Here is a 21,141-nt window from a genome sequence, read left to right as displayed (position 1 = left end):
TCATTTTACACGCTATTGGGCTGAGTATCCACCATCGATAACCAGCTCAGATCCTGTAATGTACGAAGAATCATCCGATGCCAGGAACAATGCAGCGTTGGCAATATCGATAGCCTGCCCCAGACGTTGAAGAGGCGTTGCCTGAACGAGTCGGTCTAGCAATTCCTTCGACGTGTTCAAGGCTTGAGTCATTGGTGTTTCAATAATCCCCGGGAAGAGAGCATTCACCCGAACACCTTGACGGCCAAAGGTTGTCGCCGCCGCTTTGGATAACGCGCGTACCGCGCCTTTGGATGCTGAGTAGTGGTTGAAGCCTTGTCCAATCAATGCGGTGTATGAAGAGATATTGACGATGGAACCTTTCTTTTGTGCTGCCATATACGGGGCTACATGTTTCATGCCAGCAAATGGGCCAAAGCCATTAATGGAGAGCATTTTCTGCCAGTCCTGTGCATCAATCTCCTCAAATGGCTTCTCGGAAGAAATGCCTGCATTGTTGACCAGAATATCAATTTTACCAAAACGTTCGTTAACTACTTTCGCTAATATCTCCCAATCTTCATCCGAGGAAACATTCAACTTCATTCCGTACACATTCTCTTTTTGGCTTGCTTTCTCCAGTGCTTTCTCATTAATGTCTGCAGCAATAACGATGGCGCCTTCCTTTGCAAAGAGATCGACCATGCCTTCACCAATTCCTGAAGCTCCACCAGTAATAATAGCTACTTTATTATCTAATCTTCCCATATGAAAACGCTCCTAACGTATTTTATTTGTACAACGCTGCTTTAATTGCTAGGCGTATGGTGTGATTTCATAAACTCTTCAAAATCGGGAACGGTTGGGTTGGCAATATAATGGCCGCCCTCAACCTGGATGGTCTGTCCCGTAATGAATTTGGACTCATCTGAGGCCAGGAATACGACGGTGTATCCAATATCATTGGGTTCCCCGTGATAAGGCAGTGCGTTATATTTTGCGAACATATCCAATACATCCGGAGGCATATTATTCTGGGCTGCCGGGGTCAAGATCAATCCGGGTGCGACAGCATTGCAACGAATGTTATGCTTGCCATATTGGGTGGCAATATACCTTGTCAGATTCACGACTCCTGCTTTTGAGGCACCATAAGCAACCCGCACCGCATCTCCTGTAAAACCAGCCATGGAGGCTGTATTAATGATGGAACCTTCACCCGCTTCAATCATATGAGGGATGGCGAATCTACAGCCGAGCAGCACGCTTTTCAGATTCACGTTCATCAGCCGATCCCACTCGTCCAGATCTACGTTAACCACGTCCAAATCCTTCTTCAGGTTGGTCAGGCCAACGTTGTTGAACAGACTCGTGAGCTTACCATATTGCTGCACCGTAAACTCCACAGCTTCCTTAATCGAAAATTCGTCTCTGGCATCAACAAAAACGGCCACTGCCTCTCCGCCTTGAGCCTGAATATCCGCTGCCGCTTCTTTTGCACCATTGACATTGAAATCAGCAATAACGACTTTTGCTCCTTCTCTCGCCATCAATTGGGCTGCGGACAATCCTATTCCAGAAGCGCCTCCAGTTACAAGGGCTACTTTGTCTTTCATTCTCAACATGGTTCTCAAGCTCCTTTCATAAAGAAACCGAAAATAAATAACAGCTCTAATATTTAGATGACTAAATATTAGATGTCTAAATAATAGCAGAGGAATGGTCGTTCTGCAATGCATACGGTCCTGTATCCTTATTTTGGATATCTTTAGCGAAGCAAGTGAAGTGTTATAAAAATACAGCCCTCATGGATTTGAGGGCTGTATAGCATCATGTTTTTTAATCAATGTATTGATCCATGTTTTTGAAAATTTTGATAATGTCACTTTTCATTCTCCATCCCAGATTCAGGATAAGGCTTGCCCACCGTATCATCTGGTGTCTGAACGTACCATTGAGCATATGTTCCGTTACCACAATCGGATTCGGATTTCTCTGGCTTACAAGTAAACTGGTACGCAGATATATCCTTTCCGCGTAAGGTTACAGTTACGGCAAGCTCCGGGTCACCCCAGCTTGGATATTTCCTACGGTACTGTGCATCAATAATTTCACTTTGAAAAGAAGGGCTGGTCATAAATGCTGCGGTTTGAGTGAAAAGTCGATGAATCTCTTCTTCATCCGGTTCTGTTTTGACCGTATATACGACTTCGACCCGAGGTGTGGAATAACGAATCTCCGTCTTTTGAATAACAGGAAAATCTTGCTCGATATCCTGCCGAAAAGATTTGACTTCTTCTGAAGAGACGTTGGTGTAAGAAGTACATGCCGTCAAGAAAAGAATCAGAGCCAGAATATTCACTACGTGCAATATTCCTGAACAATGTTTGATGCCAGACATACAATCACCGGCTTTGTTTAGAATATATAAATCGTATGCAGATAAACGTCCCTCAGCACTCCTACTAAATTAATTCAACAATTCAACACAGTCATACACCCACCCAGCACTTAACCAATTGCCTAAATCGCTGGAGCCGCTGATTGGCGTAATGGTTATCGAGTTGGACCCATTAACGAAATAGGATGCCGGGATATTCCAGGAAAAGGTTGAATTGTTGCCCCGATAGGTCCCAATCGTAAAGCTCCGCGAATTCGGTTGGGATGAGGCTGCCGGACTCGTTAACGTTTGACCGTTAATCGTTACGCTGGGTCTTCCATTGTTATATGCTGCCGTTATACCGATGTTAAGAACATGCGAAGATGCCGCTTGGGAAGAGTTCAGGCTAAAGGTAACGGTTGTCGGTGAGTTTTGCCCACGGAATTGAATCGCTGGAAACTTGTTGGTTGCACTGCCAGTGGCATAACTGACGGGGCCCCAACTTGGATTACGGCTATCGGAAGGATGACGGATCGGAATCGTCTGGCCATTCAGGAACTCCGATGGCGTACCATCCCAATTCCCAATGCGCCAGATGCTGGATGCTTTACTTGGGTCATTGTTGATCGTACGCGTATTCAGCGTTGTCGTTGATCCTCCAGTGACGTTCACACTTTCCGTATAGACCGCCAGTTCCCCCTTATACACCGTCATGGTGTATGTACCCGGAATCATGCTGTATTTGGCAGCTGCCCCGCTTGAAGAGGCATTCACCCAATATTGGGCGTTGCTGTTGGCAAAACCAACTGTATACGCATAACCCGTATCCATGCCAGAAAGTCCATTAAGCACGACATTACCTCGGCTGGACACCCAACCTGTCAGGTTCAGACCCGACATCCAGCTAAAATCAGGTACGCTTGGCGTTGCACCGGTGGTGAAAATCAAGGCATACGGCCCATGCAGGCCCATACGCCAATTTTCGGTCTGGGCATGTCCTGAATTCATGTAATTGTAGACCTCCGTATCTCCACCACTCTGGAACTGAATATCACGGAAGAACGGACCTCCCGAACTTTTCTCTCGATTGCCATAGGCCATAAACACGCCCACGCCACTGCCCGTAACGCCTCGAATGGTCAGATCCTTAGCCTGATCATTGCCGTAATACTTCGAGGTGCTCTGTCCGTTGGCGTAACCAAAAACATCCTGGCTCTCAATCGCCCCTGTATTATTTCGAATATTCGAGTTGGCCGGAACCCCTGTCAATACGCTACCGTTGCCCCGGAAAATATAACGCAATTCACCCACAGACGGTTCCGCTGTGACGTACGTTGCCATATAGATAATGTTCTCACCGCCACGTGATGAATAATAGTGGGTAAGCGTGCTGGTTGATACGGTGATCAATACGGTTGATCCCGAAGGAGATGTGTTCCAGGTTACATTGGCTGAGCCCAAACCAGAGCCGATATGGGACCCCTTGCTGGAGCCGTTCAGCTCCGTTCCGTTCATTTTGGCAGATATGATATCGCCATTGGTTTTATTCACCGTGTATACCAGTCCTGCTCCCGTGTTCACTTCAATCCTCGACCCGTTATCCGTAACATAGATGGTGGCTGCGTGTCCGGTGGATGTTGGATATAATACCGCTGCTGTCATCATCACCAGGAATAGAAACGAACTGATTCCCTTTTTCATTAGACGTTTGCTCACGAGCGAATTCCTCCCTGGAATCGTTTTTTAACGTTTTCGTCATGGGCCAAAAACAGATTTAAATATCGTATAATAGATATCTGAATCATAAGTAAAGCGCTTACGCTATAATGTATGACAAACGAGCCTGTGTCTCATCTCGGTAATTCTGCTGCATGCGCATATCCACGGGGTCACTTTCTTCCATATCATTCGCTTATACTACCGCCTCCTATATAGGAATAATCTGCATCTAACTTACTGGTAATATCATTAAAATAATACCATTATATTACATAATGTTGCAATGAAAATAGCTATCTACCTATCAGCAGATTCCTCCCAAATTCGAGTACTCCATCACGGAGTACGGTCAATAAATGACCCCTTTATTAAAGGCCATGAATGACTGGGGCGAGGGTCACATCGATCATTTGGACGAGCTTTATGGGGAAGATTCGACGACAGAGCTCCTGAACGCAGCCAAACAAAACAGACGATGATCTGGCCCTCAACATGACTTGCTTCTTTTACCACACGGAATGAGAGGTTTTCCAACTGAAGAAGCTGCACCCTTTGTTACGGATGCAGCTCTTCAATATTTTATATAACAGGAAGCTATAACCTTCTTTTACACTGAACCCTCAAGGTTTGCAGGTTGATTTTCCTCATTCACCAGGCCTTGAATAAAGGTCTCCACATTGGGTGCGAGCCAAGTGATTTTATGGCCTTCTGCTTTATTCACATGAACCACCTCGGGCTCACCGGCATTGCCGGATTCGCGATAATCCAGCATCACGACCTCTGAATCGGAAGGGCACTCACACAGAATGACACCAATTTCGGGGTAACCCCCCTGCTCAATAATCACTCGACTGCCCGCTGCTCCACACAATGAACGGGCCTTGTCCCGTCCAACACCCAGAATATTCCTAATTTCAACAAGAATCTTCTCATCACTCTCCGCCTGACTAACCGGAAAATAGCGATAGTGGGGCACACCACCATTATGTAGTTTCATCATGTTTATATAGAATGCCGGCAGCTTGAACACCAGCTGCTCTTCCACTGCTTCAATTTGCTCATCGGTAGGCGGGGATAATACATATTGATCGACGTTTGCTCGACTGTCATTCCAAAAGCTCGTCGATTCTGGATGGATACCAGGTGCAGCTTCGATGGTGATTCCAGTAACAGAGTGGACTGTATCCACGGGCTCCTCTACCACTTCCTCTGTGAGCTCGCCTGCTGTTTTATTCCGAATCCATTCCAGGAACTCCTGTGTATCCTCATCTCCCGGCTCTAATCGGTCCGCTGCTTCGAAAGCTTCACGCGCGTTCTCATATTGCTCCAAATAATAATATGCCAGACCAATGCGGTAATGCCAAAGCGGGTCATTCTGTCCCTCTGCTTCAACCGACAGGAATTGCTCCACAGCCTCCTGGTAACGCTCCAAATTATTCAACGCTCTACCCAGATGGTTGACCAGAATATAATCCCGCTCCTCTTCCGGAACCTCTGTAATCGCATCCACAATCTCTTCATATTCATCCTGTTCATGCCAATCCTCTAGCCGTTCCAAGAGTTCATCATTCATTGATCTTGCCTCCCTCTCTTATTCGTTGTAGAAATTATATCATTTTGTGTGTCTTGATTTAAGTCAATGCCCCTCAGGCCGCTCCTGATTAAAATAAACATCAACCCTATTGCACAGGAGGCAATCTACTTATGTCTACATCCATACAAGAACATTGTTACGAGCGAAAAGCTGCTGTATCTACAGGAATTACGCTCATTATTATGGCCCTGGCTGCATTTTTTTCCTATAGTTATATCCACGGAAAACTGGTTGTACCCGGCGATGCCAGCACTACATTCAACCAAATTACTGCATCATATGGCCTGTTCAAGGCCGAGATTTTGGGATGGGTCATTATCCTGATTAGCGATGTTGTCGTTTCGTGGGGGCTGTATATTTTCCTGAAGCCTATTCATAAATACCTGTCCCTGCTCGGAGCTTGCCTTCGTCTCACCTATTCATCGCTATTGGGCATCGCTATTCTGAACCTGCTCAACGTCATGCTGCTCACGGGAAATTCTGATCAAGCCTTGCTTCCAATAGAGCAGACACAAGCACTGATGTTGCTCTGTCTGGAAGCATTTGAACGGATCTGGTCGGTGGGCCTTATCGTTTTTGGTGCACATCTGTTGATCGTGGGCTATGTTGCTTTAAAATCAAACCGTATTCCCAAAACAATCAGTATTTTGGTACTGCTCGCTGCTGTAGGCTATATTGTCATTCACCTATGCAAAACGTTTCTTTCCCCATATGATGCCCTGATTACAGTGCTTCAATTGGTATTTGCTATACCCATGGTTGCAGGAGAACTGGGGTTGGGCATCTGGATGCTGATTAAAGGCGGAACGCAATCCCAAAGAGCATGATGACCTGTTTATCCACGAAACACATTTTCATCTATCATCACGGCTATGAACTCGCTTCTTAATTCTGCTTAATGACTCTGGGGTGATTCCCAGATAACTGGCTAATTGATGTTGGGGTACACGATCGACAAGATGGGGTCGTTTTCGCAATAACGCTTGATATCGCTCTTCTGGTGAAGACGCAATAAATGATGTCCATTCATCCTGAACCTGGCCCAGGTTTTCCTCTACCATCTTGCGTATCATCGTTTCCAGTGGGGGATATTGCAGAATAATGTCGTTCTCAGCTTGAAAATCACCAACAACCAATACACAGTCCTCCAGGCAGGTTAAGGTATAGGCCGATGGTTGATTGTGCTGATGACGATTGAAAATGGAGACTGCTTGTTCCTCAGTATAGAAATTGGAGGTCACTTCTTTGCCCGCTTGATCTATCGCGTACTGCCGCACACATCCCTTAAGCACAAAATAACATTTGGCGGGAACCTCCCCTTGTCTAAGGAGCACGGTTCCCTTTTTATAATCCTTCACGAGGATATCTTCAACAATAGCCTGCTGTTCCTGCTCGTTAAGAGATGTGAATTGACTCATATATTTGAACAGTATGCTTTTCATTTATACCCCTTTCATCTGGCACGGTTCAACGTGTTTTGACACAGTCTCTTTTTATCCAGGCTAACCCTTGCAACGACGAACTTCATTTACTCTCAAAATATCTCTTTTTGCACACCTTGGCAAGATTGGTCCACTCAGCTAAAAAAGAAATAAGAGCGCCACCGGAAAGGTAAGCGCCCCAATATTCTTCCATCAATGTTCATCTTGTAAGTATGCTTATTTAATCCTGCCTGAGATATGTAACCCCCCCAAGAAATAAGCATATTAGAGTCCTCTCTTTGTTTCAAGGCGGGGGCTATCTTTACGCTCACGTTTGACTATGGTGCCGCAATCGGAGTTTTAAGAGGTTCTGACACCTAAAATTGGCCTAAAACAACGGGACAGAACTAACCTTTGTCGATTACTATAGGGTTTTGGCAGCTCGCTTGAGAGCGTACCGTTTTTATGGGTTAGCTTGGCTCCGTCCCTTTTTTGCCATTTCCACGTCCTGCGGGTTGGTCGCAAATGACAATACATAAGCGTAGGCCATTTGAAGGGCAATTTTGATAGGACGGGTCGATTTGCGGGTCTTGGTTAAGAGCTGCCCTCCCTGTAGACTGGTCATAATTGCACAAGCCAGTTCAGCTGGGTCAGTCTCGGCCCGAAGATCACCCCGCTCTTTCATCTTGCTAAATCCATCAATAAAGTACTGCTCCCATTCGTCAAAAGAATGCACCAGGGCCACCCTGGCTGCCTCGTCCTGGTCGGCTAGTTCGCTAGCCAGTGAACCGAGCGGGCATCCTCCCCCGCACTCGCGGCTTTCCTGTGATTCTATAATCATATTAATCCATTTTTCCAAGTTTTCCCATCTGTCCAGATGTTCCAGGAGAGGCCGTTGCACACCCAGCACATTGACGGTTTGCCGCTCAATAACCGCAAGGATCAAATCTTCCTTATTAGCAAAATAGTGATATATCTGGCTTTTACTGGCGGAAGCTGCGACCCGCATATCGTCCAGACTGGTACCCCGGACGCCCTTTTCGTAAACAAGTTGGGCTGCCTGAGTCAGAATACGCTCTCTACTGTTCTGCCCGCGTGAAGTTAAAGACCCGTTGTTTGGCATAAGCTTTCTCCTCTCTTTCTTTTTCATTCTTTTTGCAGTAATCTCCTATCCTGAAAGTATAGGACCGCGAATTTTCACCAATATTATACCATGTACTGGACTATTCGTTCCACAAATGTTACTATGGACTAACTAGTCCAGTTTGTATCACACACAGTTTATAATCTGCAAATCAACCCTAACCTCAGGAGGAGAATACGCATGAAACATTCGATCGCACTCGTCACCGGCACCACCTCTGGGCTAGGTTATGCGGCAGCCCGCAAGCTCGCCATCGAGGGCTACCGCCAGGTCATCATCACCGGGCGCAGCCTGGCCCGGGTTCAAGAAACGGCCGCTCAACTCGCGGCTGAGACCAAGACACAGGTTTTCATTCCGCTGGAGCTGGATCTGGACGCTCCGACCAGCGTTCAATCCGCCCTCGCCGAGCTGGTCAAACGAGGTCAGCCGGTTGATTTCTTGCTGCTCAATGCGGGGCTGGTTCCCTTCAAGCAGCGCGATATTACTGCGACGGGCGTCGAGGCATCTCAGGCCCCGCTCATTGGTCATCATGAACTGACTGTCGGGTTGCTCAATGCCAACCTACTGAGTCCCGACGCGCGGATTGTTATCGCCGGCGCGGAGCCTGCCCGAGGGGGCGTGCCCATGTTCAAATACACCGATCTGCCCGCCTTCGCGGCCAAATACCATCAAGGTGACAGAACCGCCGCTGTTGAAGCCCTGATTCGCAACGGGCCGAACGTGAAGTACGTGCCCAACAATGCGTATGCCGACGCGAAGCTGATCATCGCTTGGTGGGTCGCGGCGCTGGCGCGCCGGCTGCCGTCCGGCATGGCTGTGTACGCTGTATCGCCCGGTGGGGCGACCGCCACCAACGTGAAGCGAAGCGCTAACCCGCTGTTGAAGTATGTGTTTATACCAATCGTGAACCTCATTCCCGGAATGAACCAGACGCCGGAGACCGCGGCCAATCGCTATATCCAGGCGTCGGAGTTCGGAACCGACGTCTCAGGGCAATTCTTCGCCTCGGCCAAAGGGAAGTTCTCAGGCCCAATCGTGGTGCAGCTCGAGCCCCACCTCCACGATCGCGCCAACCAGGAAGCCGCGTGGCAGGCCGTCGTCAGTGTCTCCGGCGTCGACTTGTCTTAGCGTACCAAAAAGTTCACAATCAGCTAGGCGCCGCTGGCGTCGCAAGGAGAGTACGCATGGAACGGTACAAAGCGAAGCGGGCGGTGATCATTCGCGGCACGAGCGGCATATGGCTCGCGACGTCGAAGATGCTGAAACGCATAGCGGCGCACGGTATCCTCAATTACTACGTAAGCGGCTTATCCACCAGTTATAGATGCGACCCGCCGCTTGCATCAAGCAGTTGTCCCGTGACCCAGCGACTGTCCGGCGAGGCCAGAAATGCAGCAATATCTGCAATATCCTCTGGCTCACCCCATCGGCCAAAGGCGGAAAGGCCAGCCGCATATTTTTGTCCCTCGGTATTCTGTAACGTCCCAGCATTCATCTCGGTATTAATAATTCCCGGCTGGATGGCGTTCACCGTAATATTGCGGCTCCCTAACTGCTTGGCAAGAAGCAGCGTAAACGTATCAATTGCTCCTTTTGACATGCTGTAAGTAAATACTCCCGGGGAAGCAACCCTGGTCACAAAAGACGAAATGTTAATGATACGACCCCCATCATTGATTCGGGACAGAGCCTGCTGCGTCACAAAAAGTGGTGCTTTTACATTCAGATTCATGACCTCCTCGTAGGATGCTTCTGTCGTCTCCTCGATCCCAACGATCTGCCCAATCCCCGCATTGTTAACCAGAATATCGAATCCGCTGGCCCCTGTCTGATTCCGGATGGTCTCATCCAGCTCAGCAAATAAGTGATCAATACCGTCCATCGTTCTTAGGTCAGCACCAATCATGCAGGCGTTGCCTCCCTCTTGCTCAATCTGGCGAACAACGGCTGCCGCATCATCCTGTCTGTTTCCATAATGGACTGCCACATATGCGCCCTCCTGTGCCAATCGGAGCGCGATGCTTCTGCCGATCCCTCGGCTCGCCCCAGTAACTAAAGCCATTTTACCTTTCAAGCTGTTCATGTGCTCATCTCCTCTATCCTAATTTCAAGAACAGTTATATCACGGAGCCATTTTTGAAATGTTGCTCTTTAATTTCCCCCCGAAGAGAGCAGCATCTAAAACCATATATTTTCATCGTTTGTACCGCTCAGACATGATGAATATATCTCCAAAACATATCAAAAAGGGCAGGATGGTTCGCATTACACGAACCATCCTGCCCTTTCCATTTTTGAGGAAACACTTTTCTCTTCAGTTAAGTCTTCCACTCTCGCTCAGAGCATACACAATCTTTCAACCACGAAGTTTACAATCCTTCGATAAGTGCCTTGATTGAGCTGTCGCTCTCCAGTGCGCGGATAATAATCGTCACGGCTTCAGCCCGTGTAGCTTTGCCGCTCGGTGAGAACACGGAAGAGGATAACCCTTGCACCAGATTGGCCGATGAAGCCTGCGTAATTGCCTCCGCTGCCCAGTTACTGCTGTCCACATCACTGAAGCTTGTCGGAGCATTAGTAGCAAGTACGTTCAGATCAAGCACACGAGCAATAATCGTCACCATCTCGGCGCGGGAAATCGTCGCATTTGGTTTGAAGCTGCCGTCCGCATAGCCAGTAATGACTCCCTTGTCAGCCAGTGCGCTGATATATCCGGCAGCCCAGCTTGACTTCGTATCTTTGAAGCTAGCCGAAGCCGAATTCTCGCCAAGACCAAATGCCCGGGCAATCATTGCGGTAAATTCAGCTCGGGTAACGGACGCATTGGGCCGGAACGAACCATTCTCGTAACCCTCCAACATACGTAATTTCACGGCAGCCCCAATGCTTCGGTTGGCCCAGTGACCAGAAATATCGCTGAATGTCTTTTGTTCATTTTTCGTTGCGGCAATGGCTTCATTAACCGTCTTCAGTACTGTTTCCTGGCTCACAACACCTGATTTGAACGGATTCACCTGTGTTGCTGGCGGTACCGTTGGTTCTGTTGTAGGAGGCGTGGTCACCGTACCCGAATCCGTTCCAGGACCCGTTGATGGTGTGGACGGTGTTGGTGTAGTGACCGAGCCACCACCTGTACCCGGTGTAGTTGGGGTTGTCGGCGTTGTGCCCGGACTTGTTGTATCCGTAATCGCCAGGGCGATGCGGTTGCTCTCATACTTCACCTGGGCATTATATTTGCTTGGCAGGCCATCCACCTGAACAGAGGTGAATTTTCCGCTTTGCTGATTAGCGCCATGGCTTACAAGCGTAATCTCACCCGCACCAGGTACATAGCTGCTGGCAAAATTCACATGCAGTGTTCCGGCGGTGTTCACTGTACCTTTAATGTCGAGCACGTCATTTGCGGAAGCTACGTTCAGCTCCAGCGTACCGTCAGCAGCCTGCGCGAAGTTGCCCTCGATGTTCCATTTGCCAGTTACGCTCTCGGTAACCGTACCCCCGTTGTTGACCACATCGCCACTACCAAACGCAGTAGCTGTATCGCCTTCCAATGTACCCGCGCTAACCTGAGTACCACCAGAGTACGTATTCGCCCCCCGCAGTTTCAATGTACCGCTGCCTTCCTTGGTCAGCTTGCCGGTACCGGAGATGTTATTCCGCCAAACGTCCACCGCGTTAAAACCACCCTTGCTCGCATCCATCACTACCGTTACATCGCTGTTAAATGCACCATATCCATCTGCCGCAGCGAACAGATTGAGGCGTCCCCAGCCCTCGGGATCATCCAGTACAGGATAGCCTGAGGCAATTCCGGTTGTCGCCAGTACCGCACGACGCTGATCCGCACTCAGGTAAGGCTGTCTGGTCTCAAGCAGCACTTCTGCGCCTTTAGGGACTGGCATAGGCTCCGTTGTGGAACCGATCTGCGGGAAGCCATAGGTCAGACGCTCGGTATACTCAGCCTTATTTTTCTCATAGTCGGTAAATCGGTCTTCTGCTGTTCCGGTCTCCTTCAATAACACGTCATGCGCCTGTTGGTAAGCCTCTTGTTTCAATTGCTGATTTTCCGGATCATTCAGGGCTGCCGCAGCAAGTGCAGTTGCCAGAACGCGGCCGCCGATTACATCAAGCGGGGAGTGCATTCCAGCTACGATCCGGTCATCGCCCATTTCTGAAGCACGGGTCACAAGTTCTTGGAATCGCTCAGGAACGGAATACGCCAGTGCAAGTGCAGCAAGATAGGAGGCATTGGTATGTCCACTAGGGAAGCCTCCATCTGATGCAGCCTCTGTGTCTGGTTTAATTAATGGTCTCAGCGTAGGCACAACAACCTCGTCAGTCTTCAACCAGCGAAATGGACGCATGTACTGGAAGAAATTTTTTGAAGGGTTGGAGGAAGCTGAGTTGCCACGCACGGCTCCGATCAAGTCAACCATTTTGCCAAGCCTGGAATCTGAATCTCCGGCCTTATTCGTTCCGTTTTCATCCGTATACTTGGTTGTTGTGGCATCTTCCGGAATACTTTTAATGGAAGTAAATGTACCTGATATCTCACGATAGACGTTGGCAAGTGAACCCAAACCATCTACAGCACCATACGATTGGTTAGTACGATCTGTATAATAAGCGGCCTCTTCGTCTGCCTTGGTTCGGGTTGCAGCACGATCGGCTACATACTGAATGTTATAATCCAGGATATCCGCTCTAATCTTGGTCCCGTTATCCCAGGAATTACCCGGTGTCCATAGATCCAAAAACTTGGACAATGTACCAACAGCCGCATTCGTTTCAACGGTTGTATTTGAATTGCTGTTGCTCTTATACGTATCTACAAAATAACCCCAAGCCGGCTCCTGCGGTAATGGAACTTGCGAATCACTTGGCGCCGCAAGCGCAGCACTTGATGCAATTGAATTGGATATGAGCACGACACCCATAGCAGCGGTCAACATTTTCTTTTTGTTTTTGTTGGCTTTCGTTTTCAAATCTTTTCGACTCCCATCGTTTTGTAGTTGGTCTCGAATCGGTCTCAATGTAGCACCCGGCACGCTTAACCAGCAATAAAACAATTTCGCGATTGTATCAATTTCGGAGAAATATCGCCTATTTTCGACATTTAACATTCACTTAATATAAATCGTGAACTTTGATGGAATCAGGTAGTGTATAATCGTCGCCGGGAGGAATGCCTCATGAAAAAATGGAGCTCCGCATGGGCGGGTTTGGCGATTTCGTACGGTTCCATCGTGGTCGTCATTGTGCTGCTCGTCTGCTCTTTCTTCTATATCTATTTCTCGCGCAGTTACAATGAGGAATTGCAGAACAAGAATCAGCTGATTCTGGAAAATACAACACGAACCATTGAAGGAACGATCCTGCAAAGGGTGCAGCAAATGTATGTAGATCTGTCACTCGACAAGTCTGTGGATATTCGACTGTTCGCGGAACCATCTACCCGGAGCGGGCTGGACAGCGTCATTGACCTACAGGAGTTACTTAAGTCCAAGGTTGCCGGCAACGCGGACATGATTCAGGCCATACATCTTTATTATCCTGGACATAACATTATGCTTTCCTCGCTTTACGGCCTGCGCTACAACGCCGATCAAGGGGAAGGCTCGGCTTATTATTCAGATTGGCTTCAGGACATGCGCACCAGCAAGCAAAATAGCCTGTGGACGGCTTCACGCCAGGTGCCGCAGGACATTTTCTCCAGTGTGCCAGGTGGCACAAGTGGCGGCAGCAACGCCCTGTTGACGTACACGCACAGCTATCCTTTTCAGTCCACTGGCGAGACCGGAGATGTCTATATTGCAATAGATGTTAAAGAAAGCGCGATTAGCAGCATCATCGAGAATATGATGCCCTCACAATACAAAAGCACATTTATCGTTAATCCGATGGGTAACACCATTAGCAATGCCAATGCAGATACTCTTGGGCAGCCGCGGGAATACGATGCCAGTATCAGGAAAGCACTGCAGTCCGGAAACGCCAAGGGCAGCTTTGACGATAAGATTGGCAATACATCGGTTGTTGTGTCCTACCAGACCCTGCCTTTGACAGGATGGACTATCTATAGCGCAATGCCGTCCAGCTTCTATTATGAGCAGTCGATCATGGTACAGAAGCTCATCCTCGGCATCTGCATGATCGCCATCGTGATCGGTCTGGCGCTGTCAGCCGTTTTGCTCAGAGCCAACTACAGCCCGATCAAACGCCTCGTCAGCCGGATTAAGGACCTATCCGGTGCGGCAGCAACGGAGATTACGAATGAATACCGGCTGATCGACAATGCCTTCATGCAATTAAACGATAAGGTGAGCAGCCTTGAGGAAACGCTGCTGGCGAACAGTCCGGCAATCAAGCACAACGCTGTACTGAATCTGCTGCATGGCGGCTATAGCCGAGAACAGTGGGCAGAAGAACGGACTGCACTGGGCATCTTACACCCATATCATGCATACAGCTGTTTGCTTCTAAATACCGGAGTATCCCACATCGGACTTAGCTCGGAGAACCTGCCATCCGTCATATCGAGATTTATCCATGGGCTGGAGTCCCTGTCCTTACCGGACAGCCGCCTGATTGCCGAGGAACTGCCGGACAAGAAGCTGGCGGTTATTCTGTGTACGGATATAGCGTCTGAACCGCTGCTGGACAAGCTGTCCCAGCTTCTATTGTCAGAGGCACGACAGCAGTTCCAGCTTGATCTCCAGCTGTCGTCAGGCTCCTGGGTGCAGGAGCTGGCCGATGTGCACAGAAGCTTCAGCGAGGCCCAGGCGTTGATGAAATATGCGTATTTCATGCCCGAGCTCCATATTCTGAAGGACCGCAGCATTCTCCAGCGGGAGCACAATATGGATGAAATTCCTCAGGCGATGCTAGCCAAGTTCAGGGACAAACTCCAGAGCAGGCAGATGGATGAAGTGATAGTGACTGTTGAACAGGTGGTTGAACATATGCAGGAAGGGCAATATCCCGCTGACTATTGCCATTTTATCCTGTCGAACATGGTATTTATCTATTCGGATGTGGTGAAAAACGTACGCTACAAGCACCCCCTTCAGTTCGGCCACCCTGATCTGTATCATGAATACACGAATCTCCATGATGTTCTCGCGTACCGCAGCTGGCTGGTGGAGTCGGTCACAACATTTGTTAAAGAAACCGAGAAGCGCAACAGTGAGCGGGCCGTATCGACCATTGAACTGGCGAAGCAGTATATTGAAGCCAATCTGTCCGAAGACCTCTCGTTGGAAGCTGTTGGAACGAAGGTATTTCTTAGTCCAAAATATCTGAGCAAGCTCTTTAAGGAAGAGATGGGTGTTACCTATACCGACTATGTGACATCCCGCCGAATGGAACAGGCAAAGGTATTGATGGAGAACAACAATATGACCATTGATCGGATCGCAAGCTCCGTCGGGTATGGCACCACAGCCTACTTTATAAAACGCTTCAAGGAAATGTACGGCTGCACACCGGGTCATTATGTACGCAACCTCTCTTCGGCAGTGATGCCAGAGGCCGGATCATGAGTATGAGGAGGATGGGCGGGATGAATATGAAGGAACCGAAGGCGAAGACGCCTTATGGCTATCAGCTGTTCCTGACTACTGCACTGCTGACAATGATGGGCGTTGTTCTTGGCGGCTGCAATCTGCTGACCGCGCCCAGTGCCATTGTAGAATCGAAGCAAGGCAGCGCGTTATCCCCCCTCACGCCGAAAGCCAAATACCATATCTCGTGGACGATGCATCAGAATTTGCCTGTACCGCAAGATGCCGAGATGTTGAAGGTGGTGGAGGATCAATTCGGTGTGGATCTGGACATTTGGAATATGGAAAACAATAAATACGAGTCACTTCTCGACATGAAGCTAGCTCAAGGTAACATTCCCGACCTGTTTCGCATTCGTCAGCCACAGGACCTGCTAAAGTACCAGCAGCAAGGGGTGCTTGCCGATATTCCTGTAGAGACGCTGAACACATATGCCCCGAATCTGATGCGCATCATCCATGAACAGGCGCCTGCTTATGAGCAAACGGGTGTAATTGACGGCAGATATTACGGAATTCCTGTCATTAATCCGACCAACATCTACCGTACACCTGTGGTGTATCGGCAGGATTGGCTGCACAAGCTGGGGTTGTCTGTTCCGCAGACACTGGCGGAATTCGAGAAAGTCATCTATGCATTTACCTTTGATGATCCCGACGGCAACGGCATCCAGGATACGTACGGCTTGTCCAGTGAAGGCATGAACGTTGTATTTGGTGCCTTCGGTCAGATTGTTTTTGCAGATCAGCTGTACTTTGGCTCAAAGGATGGGAAGAAGGTCATCGGTGCTCTCGAGCCCGAGATGAAAGAGGCGCTGACTTACCTGCGTAAATGGTACAAGGATGGCGTGATCGATCCTGAGTTTGTCACAGGCGAGAATAAAGGCGGCTACAAACACCTGTCTCATGCATTCATTAACGGTAAAATTGGGATGACCTCGATGGGCAACTACTACCACTGGATTCAGGATGGCGATTATGAGGATTGGCGTGTTGAGCGTGACGGTCAAGTGGTACAAAGTCCCGCACAAGCTGTGTTTAATGTGAAAGAATTAACGGCCAAGTTCCCTGAAGCACGGGTTGTTTTCGGTAAACCGTTCACCGGACCCCACGGACAACGCGGCTCCAAAGGAAATGACATGTTAATGAGCTTCACCGCGATTGGAGCCGATGCGGTCAAAGAACCCGGCAAGCTGGAGATGATACTGCGCATTCTGGACGAAGTCAGTGCAAGCCCAGATCCAGATAAAGCAGCACGTATGACCTACGGGGTAAAAAATAAACACTGGGTCTGGACACCAGCGGAACCCCGAAACATCGTCATCATGCCGCCATATGACACCATGTTCGGGTATCAGAATACGATTGGCGCCAATATCGGCATGACTGTGCCGCTGAAACAGACGGGAGAACGGGAACAATGGGCGGCCACACTGCACCTCGATCAGGACGGTATTTATAATGCGCTGGAGGTCGCTACCCCCGCTTTGGCCAAATACAGTGATTTGTTGATCCGATTGAAAAATAAAGCCTATATCGCTTTTATCTCAGGGGAGCGGCCGATCAGTGAGTTCGATGAGTTTGTACAGGAGTTCATGTCCGCAGGAGGTGCGGAAGTGGTGAAGGAAGCGAATGAGTGAATGAACCAAAAAAAGAGCAGCTCACCGCTGCTCTTTCCTGTCTCGGCCTCCATATTCACATGTGATGGACTCAAGCCAAATACTCCGCCATAATCTGCTCGATATCATACGGGGTCACGCCTTCATCGACCGCATAGATGGTATCGGCCTGCTCCTTCGTATCCACCAGTTCACCCCGGGCCTTGGCGTGCAGCATGAACAAGTCGTATAGATCCGGTTTGCGTAGTGTGGTCAGGGCTTTGCCCATCAGGACCATCCCTTTTTGATTTCCTTCGACATTATTGTAATAATCCGGGTGCCTAGTCAGCGCCAAATCGGTCCAGATGACTGTACGATCTACTAGATCCATAATGACGGGAATCGCGATCTGTGTATCTGCCGTGATATCAATCTTGTTCGCCACCGTGGACGGCTCGAAGATCTCGCCAGAACCCGGCTTCTTCCGCATCATCCAGCCTACAAAGCATTCCGGCAAATCGCAATATGGATGACTCGTGAAGGAAAGCAGACTCGCCACCACATAACGTCCGCCATAATCAACAATCGACGGAATATGCAGGTCAATGAACTCGCTCGCACCATGAGGGGCTGTCACAATATCTCCGCTGTGAGCGGCCCGGTATTTGGACGAACGCAGATTCGTATAGGAGATATGCTCCACATAGTTCCAGTTCTCATCGTACATCACCGCAGACAGATCAATATCTACACGCCCCGTTGCTTGACCGTTCACAGTCCCTTCCTTCCACCAGTTGAAGAAACGAATCGTATCTCCCTCCGCCATCGGCACACGGCTTCCCCGAACAATCGTATGAAGGGCCTTGCTCGCCGATCTTTGGGAAAAGGGAACCAGATAATCCTGGAGCTGTGGATCGACATACGTCTTCCCAAGCGAAGGAAGGGCAGCGAAACGCTGCACCAGCGCCTGTTCACACATCTGCACGACGGCACGACAAGTGTCATCGTCCATCTCGGGAAGCTGATTCGGAATGGCGAAAGCCTTCGCTACGTTGCCTTTCGGGAAAAATACACGCAGATCCTGCGGCTCATTACGCCGGGCAAAATGCTGCTTCACCTGCAACAAAACCGGGGTCGATACGTGCTCCAGAATTTCTCCGAACGCCAGCAATACATACTCCTTATCCGTGGTAGAGCGCAACAAATGATCCAATCTTCTCGCAAATTCACCAGGGCGCTGCTTCAACAGCTCAATCAAACTCCATACATTCTGGTATTGGAAGGCAAGCTCCACACTCCCGTTAAAGGTCGTAAACGGCTTGTTATTACGCAAAATATCAAAAGCTTCCTCGCATCGCGGGTACCGCAGCTTATATTCAGATGGATGCAGAATTTCGCCCAGACGAATCCAGCGCTCCTTGTAACGGAGCATATCTTCTGTAATCGAACCGCACTGCTCCAGAAGACCAAGCAGCAGGCGTCTCTCCCGCCGCTTGAATTTACGGAAAGGCGAAGCCAGAGCCAGGCTGACATCGCCATCCGACCAGGCCACAGCAAGACGAAGGACATCCGTTGCCGTTCTGAAATACGGGCCGATTCGGTCGATATTGGCTTTTTCATACGTTAATAACGAAGCTACCACGAACCCCACATTTTCCTTGAAAGGAATCTCGGCTGGCAGCAGCGCATCTACTTCATCCGGTTCCGCATGTTCAAGCACCGTATCGATATCTGCTTTGTCTGTCTCCGAGATGGAGCCCTTGGCTTCGATCAGTTGGCGCATGAGCGTCTGAAAGTCTGCTTTGTTGCCAAGGCCAATGACTTTTAGATTTATTTTATCCAGCAAAGGTACTCTTTCCACGGATTCATGATTCGGATATACCCAGGTCAGATAATGAAGGATGGCATTCAGGTAAAGCTCCACCTCATCTTCCTCCATCACCTGCGCCGGGAATCCAGGGTACATCGGTTTGTAGTCCACATGCGCGCCGACCATGGTTCTCAGATCAACCACAACCTGGGCCACCAATGCTTCAAATGATTCCTTGGATAACATTCGCACGGCTTGCATCAACTCATCCGAGAAGGTGTATCCAAGTGTTTCTATATTTTTAAGGGCAGTCGCCAAATAAACCTTCGGCAGCTGATTCTCCCCTTGTTCTTGCTCGATCATGAGTTTGTTCGCTCTTCGCAAATAGATGGTATTGTTCATGATAAAAGAGTCCAGGAAAGCCATATCCCTAATAGCTTGGTCTGATGTAGAAGGAAGGAATATGATAGCCTGGACGCCTCCTCTCTGAATTGAGATCTTCAGGAGAGCGGCGACCCTAATTTCGCCAATGAGTTAGAAGGAAGGATCGCCATAGCCTGAAGGCCAAAGGTCCGAAGCTTGTGACCCGAACCTTTGATGAACCCATCATCTCAGATTCCACGATCTCCCAACAGGGCGAAAGTATTACGACTGGTTAAATCACGAAATAAATTATGTGTTTACAAGTTCCTGTTAGCTCGTTGCTGAACACCACCGTTAAGGGGGATTGCTCAGCTATGCGTCGAATAGATGGAAGAGAGAGATCTGTAACTAACGGACGTTCAGGAATCTAAAACACGATTAAAGGATGGATAAGAAGATGAAGGCAAAACTTCAAACCCTATATAACGATTATCTCAATATAAAGTGGAAAAGAGGGCTAACGCCTGTCCATTCGGAGCCTTTTGAATATGGCTTATATGAAGACGATAGCGCAGGCTTATTCCTTTCCGGTCATTCTGAAGAAACCTTTACGAACTGGATGAGTGAGCTCCGTCCAGAAGATCCATACTATGGCAGCAAACCAATGGGGAAGCCCGTTCTCGCTGAAGTTTTCAACCAATTGGATGTATACGACGAACTCGTTTTGTATTATCTGCTCTTTACCTTGAATACCACCATGTCCATTCATACGCATAACTCCTACAGCGCGATGAATGATTTTATGAAAAACTATAGCTTCTTTCAGCTTGCCCAACTGAATGGACTGTCCAGCTTAAAGGATGAACAGAAGCGTGAACTGAGAGACTTTTTCTTCTTTTTTTATCTTTATACGCATCCGGTTAACGAGGAAACCCTTTACGCCTGTTCGTTTAGCGGGCAGGACCTTATACATACCAAAACCAATATCAAGCTGGAGCACTACTTCTCGGCGTTCCACGAATACTACATTGAAAATCAAGATAAATATGGAGAGCAAATCCTCATCTCCCCACATGAAATACAGGCTTGCAAACATCTTACATTGGAGCTGATACGAACCATCGAGGGTAAATCTCCCAAGCTAATCATGCCCATGGAAGAAGGATTAGAGGCTGTAGTCGAATTAATTAATAACGTGGATCAGATGCTGCATATGTACGCGAAAAATAAGACTTTGCTGTTTGATGTCATGAGGAACTTTCTCGCTACACCCCACACTAGCCCCTATCGGGATCATTGCTTCACGACGCTGCTTCAGAATTATGTTTCATATATCCTGTATTTTAACTTTGATGAGATTCATGCATTGGTGGATGATTTCAGAGACACGCCAGAATGGTGCGGGATCGTCATCAATAAAATCTTTACGGATGCTATCTTTACTCATAAGATTATGAGGACGAGCGCTATTGAGATTACAGATTATCCGGATGTCATGGAGTTCTTTAACGAGGAATCGAGAAAGTTTTATCTGTAATTCGGAATAAAAAAAGAGCTAAGCGCGGGTTTTA

General features: G+C 48.6%; 16 protein-coding genes. 6 read left to right on the top strand and 10 right to left on the bottom strand.

The features are described 5' to 3' along the window. Positions 1 to 12: 12 nt before the first annotated feature. From BMY78_RS19610 to BMY78_RS19595, 4 genes are all read right to left on the bottom strand, one after another. Positions 13 to 747 (bottom strand): SDR family NAD(P)-dependent oxidoreductase, encoded by a 735-nt coding sequence (locus tag BMY78_RS19610; RefSeq protein ID WP_090902840.1) that lies wholly within the window; start codon positions 745 to 747, stop codon positions 13 to 15. A 41-nt stretch (positions 748 to 788) separates the two neighbouring features. Further along, a complete protein-coding gene (locus BMY78_RS19605) occupies positions 789 to 1,604 on the bottom strand; it encodes an SDR family NAD(P)-dependent oxidoreductase (RefSeq protein WP_090902838.1) in 816 nt (271 codons plus the stop codon). Positions 1,605 to 1,861: 257 nt separating this feature from the next. Then, positions 1,862 to 2,341, bottom strand: coding sequence for a hypothetical protein (locus BMY78_RS19600; protein WP_090902836.1), 480 nt, complete (start codon positions 2,339 to 2,341; stop codon positions 1,862 to 1,864). Between the two features lie 108 nt (positions 2,342 to 2,449). Continuing rightward, complete coding sequence (locus BMY78_RS19595; protein ID WP_090902834.1) at positions 2,450 to 4,075, bottom strand: rhamnogalacturonan lyase B N-terminal domain-containing protein; 1,626 nt, start codon at positions 4,073 to 4,075, stop codon at positions 2,450 to 2,452. A gap of 359 nt (positions 4,076 to 4,434) precedes the next feature. Here BMY78_RS19595 and BMY78_RS33415 point away from each other — a divergent pair, with 359 nt between their 5' ends. Beyond that, positions 4,435 to 4,557, top strand: a complete 123-nt coding sequence (locus tag BMY78_RS33415; RefSeq protein ID WP_256222227.1) for a hypothetical protein — start codon at positions 4,435 to 4,437, stop codon at positions 4,555 to 4,557. A gap of 128 nt (positions 4,558 to 4,685) precedes the next feature. On the opposite strand, the gene BMY78_RS19590 is transcribed toward BMY78_RS33415, so the two are convergent. Further along, on the bottom strand, positions 4,686 to 5,651 hold the full coding sequence (locus tag BMY78_RS19590) for an SMI1/KNR4 family protein (protein ID WP_090902832.1): 966 nt from the start codon (positions 5,649 to 5,651) through the stop codon (positions 4,686 to 4,688). Between the two features lie 131 nt (positions 5,652 to 5,782). Here BMY78_RS19590 and BMY78_RS19585 point away from each other — a divergent pair, with 131 nt between their 5' ends. Beyond that, positions 5,783 to 6,499 (top strand): DUF4386 domain-containing protein, encoded by a 717-nt coding sequence (locus BMY78_RS19585; protein ID WP_090902830.1) that lies wholly within the window; start codon positions 5,783 to 5,785, stop codon positions 6,497 to 6,499. Between the two features lie 27 nt (positions 6,500 to 6,526). Here the strand turns inward: BMY78_RS19585 and BMY78_RS19580 are convergent, their stop codons facing one another. Both BMY78_RS19580 and BMY78_RS19575 read right to left on the bottom strand, forming a co-directional pair. Then, complete coding sequence (locus BMY78_RS19580; RefSeq protein WP_090902828.1) at positions 6,527 to 7,114, bottom strand: Crp/Fnr family transcriptional regulator; 588 nt, start codon at positions 7,112 to 7,114, stop codon at positions 6,527 to 6,529. A 442-nt stretch (positions 7,115 to 7,556) separates the two neighbouring features. After that, a complete protein-coding gene (locus BMY78_RS19575) occupies positions 7,557 to 8,216 on the bottom strand; it encodes a TetR/AcrR family transcriptional regulator (protein ID WP_177185813.1) in 660 nt (219 codons plus the stop codon). Positions 8,217 to 8,417: 201 nt separating this feature from the next. Here BMY78_RS19575 and BMY78_RS19570 point away from each other — a divergent pair, with 201 nt between their 5' ends. After that, positions 8,418 to 9,365: an SDR family NAD(P)-dependent oxidoreductase gene (locus BMY78_RS19570; protein ID WP_090902822.1), complete on the top strand. Its 948-nt coding sequence runs from the start codon at positions 8,418 to 8,420 to the stop codon at positions 9,363 to 9,365. A 190-nt stretch (positions 9,366 to 9,555) separates the two neighbouring features. Here BMY78_RS19570 and BMY78_RS19565 read toward each other — a convergent pair whose 3' ends face one another. Beyond that, complete coding sequence (locus BMY78_RS19565; protein ID WP_090902820.1) at positions 9,556 to 10,320, bottom strand: SDR family oxidoreductase; 765 nt, start codon at positions 10,318 to 10,320, stop codon at positions 9,556 to 9,558. A gap of 286 nt (positions 10,321 to 10,606) precedes the next feature. Next, positions 10,607 to 13,189, bottom strand: coding sequence for an S-layer homology domain-containing protein (locus BMY78_RS19560; protein ID WP_177185839.1), 2,583 nt, complete (start codon positions 13,187 to 13,189; stop codon positions 10,607 to 10,609). A gap of 240 nt (positions 13,190 to 13,429) precedes the next feature. On the opposite strand from BMY78_RS19560, the gene BMY78_RS19555 reads away from it, so the two are divergent. Continuing rightward, positions 13,430 to 15,778 carry an AraC family transcriptional regulator gene (locus tag BMY78_RS19555; RefSeq protein WP_090902816.1) on the top strand — a complete coding sequence of 783 codons (2,349 nt, stop codon included), beginning with the start codon at positions 13,430 to 13,432 and terminating at the stop codon, positions 15,776 to 15,778. Positions 15,779 to 15,798: 20 nt separating this feature from the next. Further along, the gene (locus BMY78_RS19550) at positions 15,799 to 17,439 is read left to right on the top strand and encodes an extracellular solute-binding protein (RefSeq protein ID WP_256222226.1); all 1,641 of its coding nucleotides are present in this window, start codon (positions 15,799 to 15,801) and stop codon (positions 17,437 to 17,439) included. Positions 17,440 to 17,509: 70 nt separating this feature from the next. Here BMY78_RS19550 and BMY78_RS19545 read toward each other — a convergent pair whose 3' ends face one another. Next, positions 17,510 to 19,609: a TerD family protein gene (locus BMY78_RS19545; RefSeq protein WP_090903609.1), complete on the bottom strand. Its 2,100-nt coding sequence runs from the start codon at positions 19,607 to 19,609 to the stop codon at positions 17,510 to 17,512. Between the two features lie 418 nt (positions 19,610 to 20,027). On the opposite strand from BMY78_RS19545, the gene BMY78_RS19540 reads away from it, so the two are divergent. After that, the gene (locus BMY78_RS19540) at positions 20,028 to 21,107 is read left to right on the top strand and encodes a hypothetical protein (protein ID WP_090902814.1); all 1,080 of its coding nucleotides are present in this window, start codon (positions 20,028 to 20,030) and stop codon (positions 21,105 to 21,107) included. Positions 21,108 to 21,141 lie beyond the last annotated feature (34 nt).

The sequence above is a fragment of the Paenibacillus sp. OK076 genome (assembly GCF_900110055.1).
Taxonomy (GTDB): domain Bacteria; phylum Bacillota; class Bacilli; order Paenibacillales; family Paenibacillaceae; genus Paenibacillus.
Note: the sequence above shows the minus strand (reverse complement) of the source record. Positions and strands in the feature narration are given on the sequence as shown.

Excerpts from the sequence above, each read along its gene's own strand:
- BMY78_RS19610 (WP_090902840.1), bottom strand. The coding sequence starts at position 747 with ATGGGAAGATTAGATAATAAAGTAGCTATTATTACTGGTGGAGCTTCA.
- BMY78_RS19605 (WP_090902838.1), bottom strand. The coding sequence starts at position 1,604 with ATGTTGAGAATGAAAGACAAAGTAGCCCTTGTAACTGGAGGCGCTTCT.
- BMY78_RS33415 (WP_256222227.1), top strand. The coding sequence starts at position 4,435 with ATGACCCCTTTATTAAAGGCCATGAATGACTGGGGCGAGGGTCACATC.
- BMY78_RS19590 (WP_090902832.1), bottom strand. The coding sequence starts at position 5,651 with ATGAATGATGAACTCTTGGAACGGCTAGAGGATTGGCATGAACAGGAT.
- BMY78_RS19585 (WP_090902830.1), top strand. The coding sequence starts at position 5,783 with ATGTCTACATCCATACAAGAACATTGTTACGAGCGAAAAGCTGCTGTA.
- BMY78_RS19580 (WP_090902828.1), bottom strand. The coding sequence starts at position 7,114 with ATGAAAAGCATACTGTTCAAATATATGAGTCAATTCACATCTCTTAAC.
- BMY78_RS19575 (WP_177185813.1), bottom strand. The coding sequence starts at position 8,216 with ATGCCAAACAACGGGTCTTTAACTTCACGCGGGCAGAACAGTAGAGAG.
- BMY78_RS19570 (WP_090902822.1), top strand. The coding sequence starts at position 8,418 with ATGAAACATTCGATCGCACTCGTCACCGGCACCACCTCTGGGCTAGGT.
- BMY78_RS19565 (WP_090902820.1), bottom strand. The coding sequence starts at position 10,320 with ATGAACAGCTTGAAAGGTAAAATGGCTTTAGTTACTGGGGCGAGCCGA.
- BMY78_RS19560 (WP_177185839.1), bottom strand. The coding sequence starts at position 13,189 with ATGTTGACCGCTGCTATGGGTGTCGTGCTCATATCCAATTCAATTGCA.
- BMY78_RS19555 (WP_090902816.1), top strand. The coding sequence starts at position 13,430 with ATGAAAAAATGGAGCTCCGCATGGGCGGGTTTGGCGATTTCGTACGGT.
- BMY78_RS19550 (WP_256222226.1), top strand. The coding sequence starts at position 15,799 with ATGAATATGAAGGAACCGAAGGCGAAGACGCCTTATGGCTATCAGCTG.
- BMY78_RS19545 (WP_090903609.1), bottom strand. The coding sequence starts at position 19,609 with ATGAACAATACCATCTATTTGCGAAGAGCGAACAAACTCATGATCGAG.
- BMY78_RS19540 (WP_090902814.1), top strand. The coding sequence starts at position 20,028 with ATGAAGGCAAAACTTCAAACCCTATATAACGATTATCTCAATATAAAG.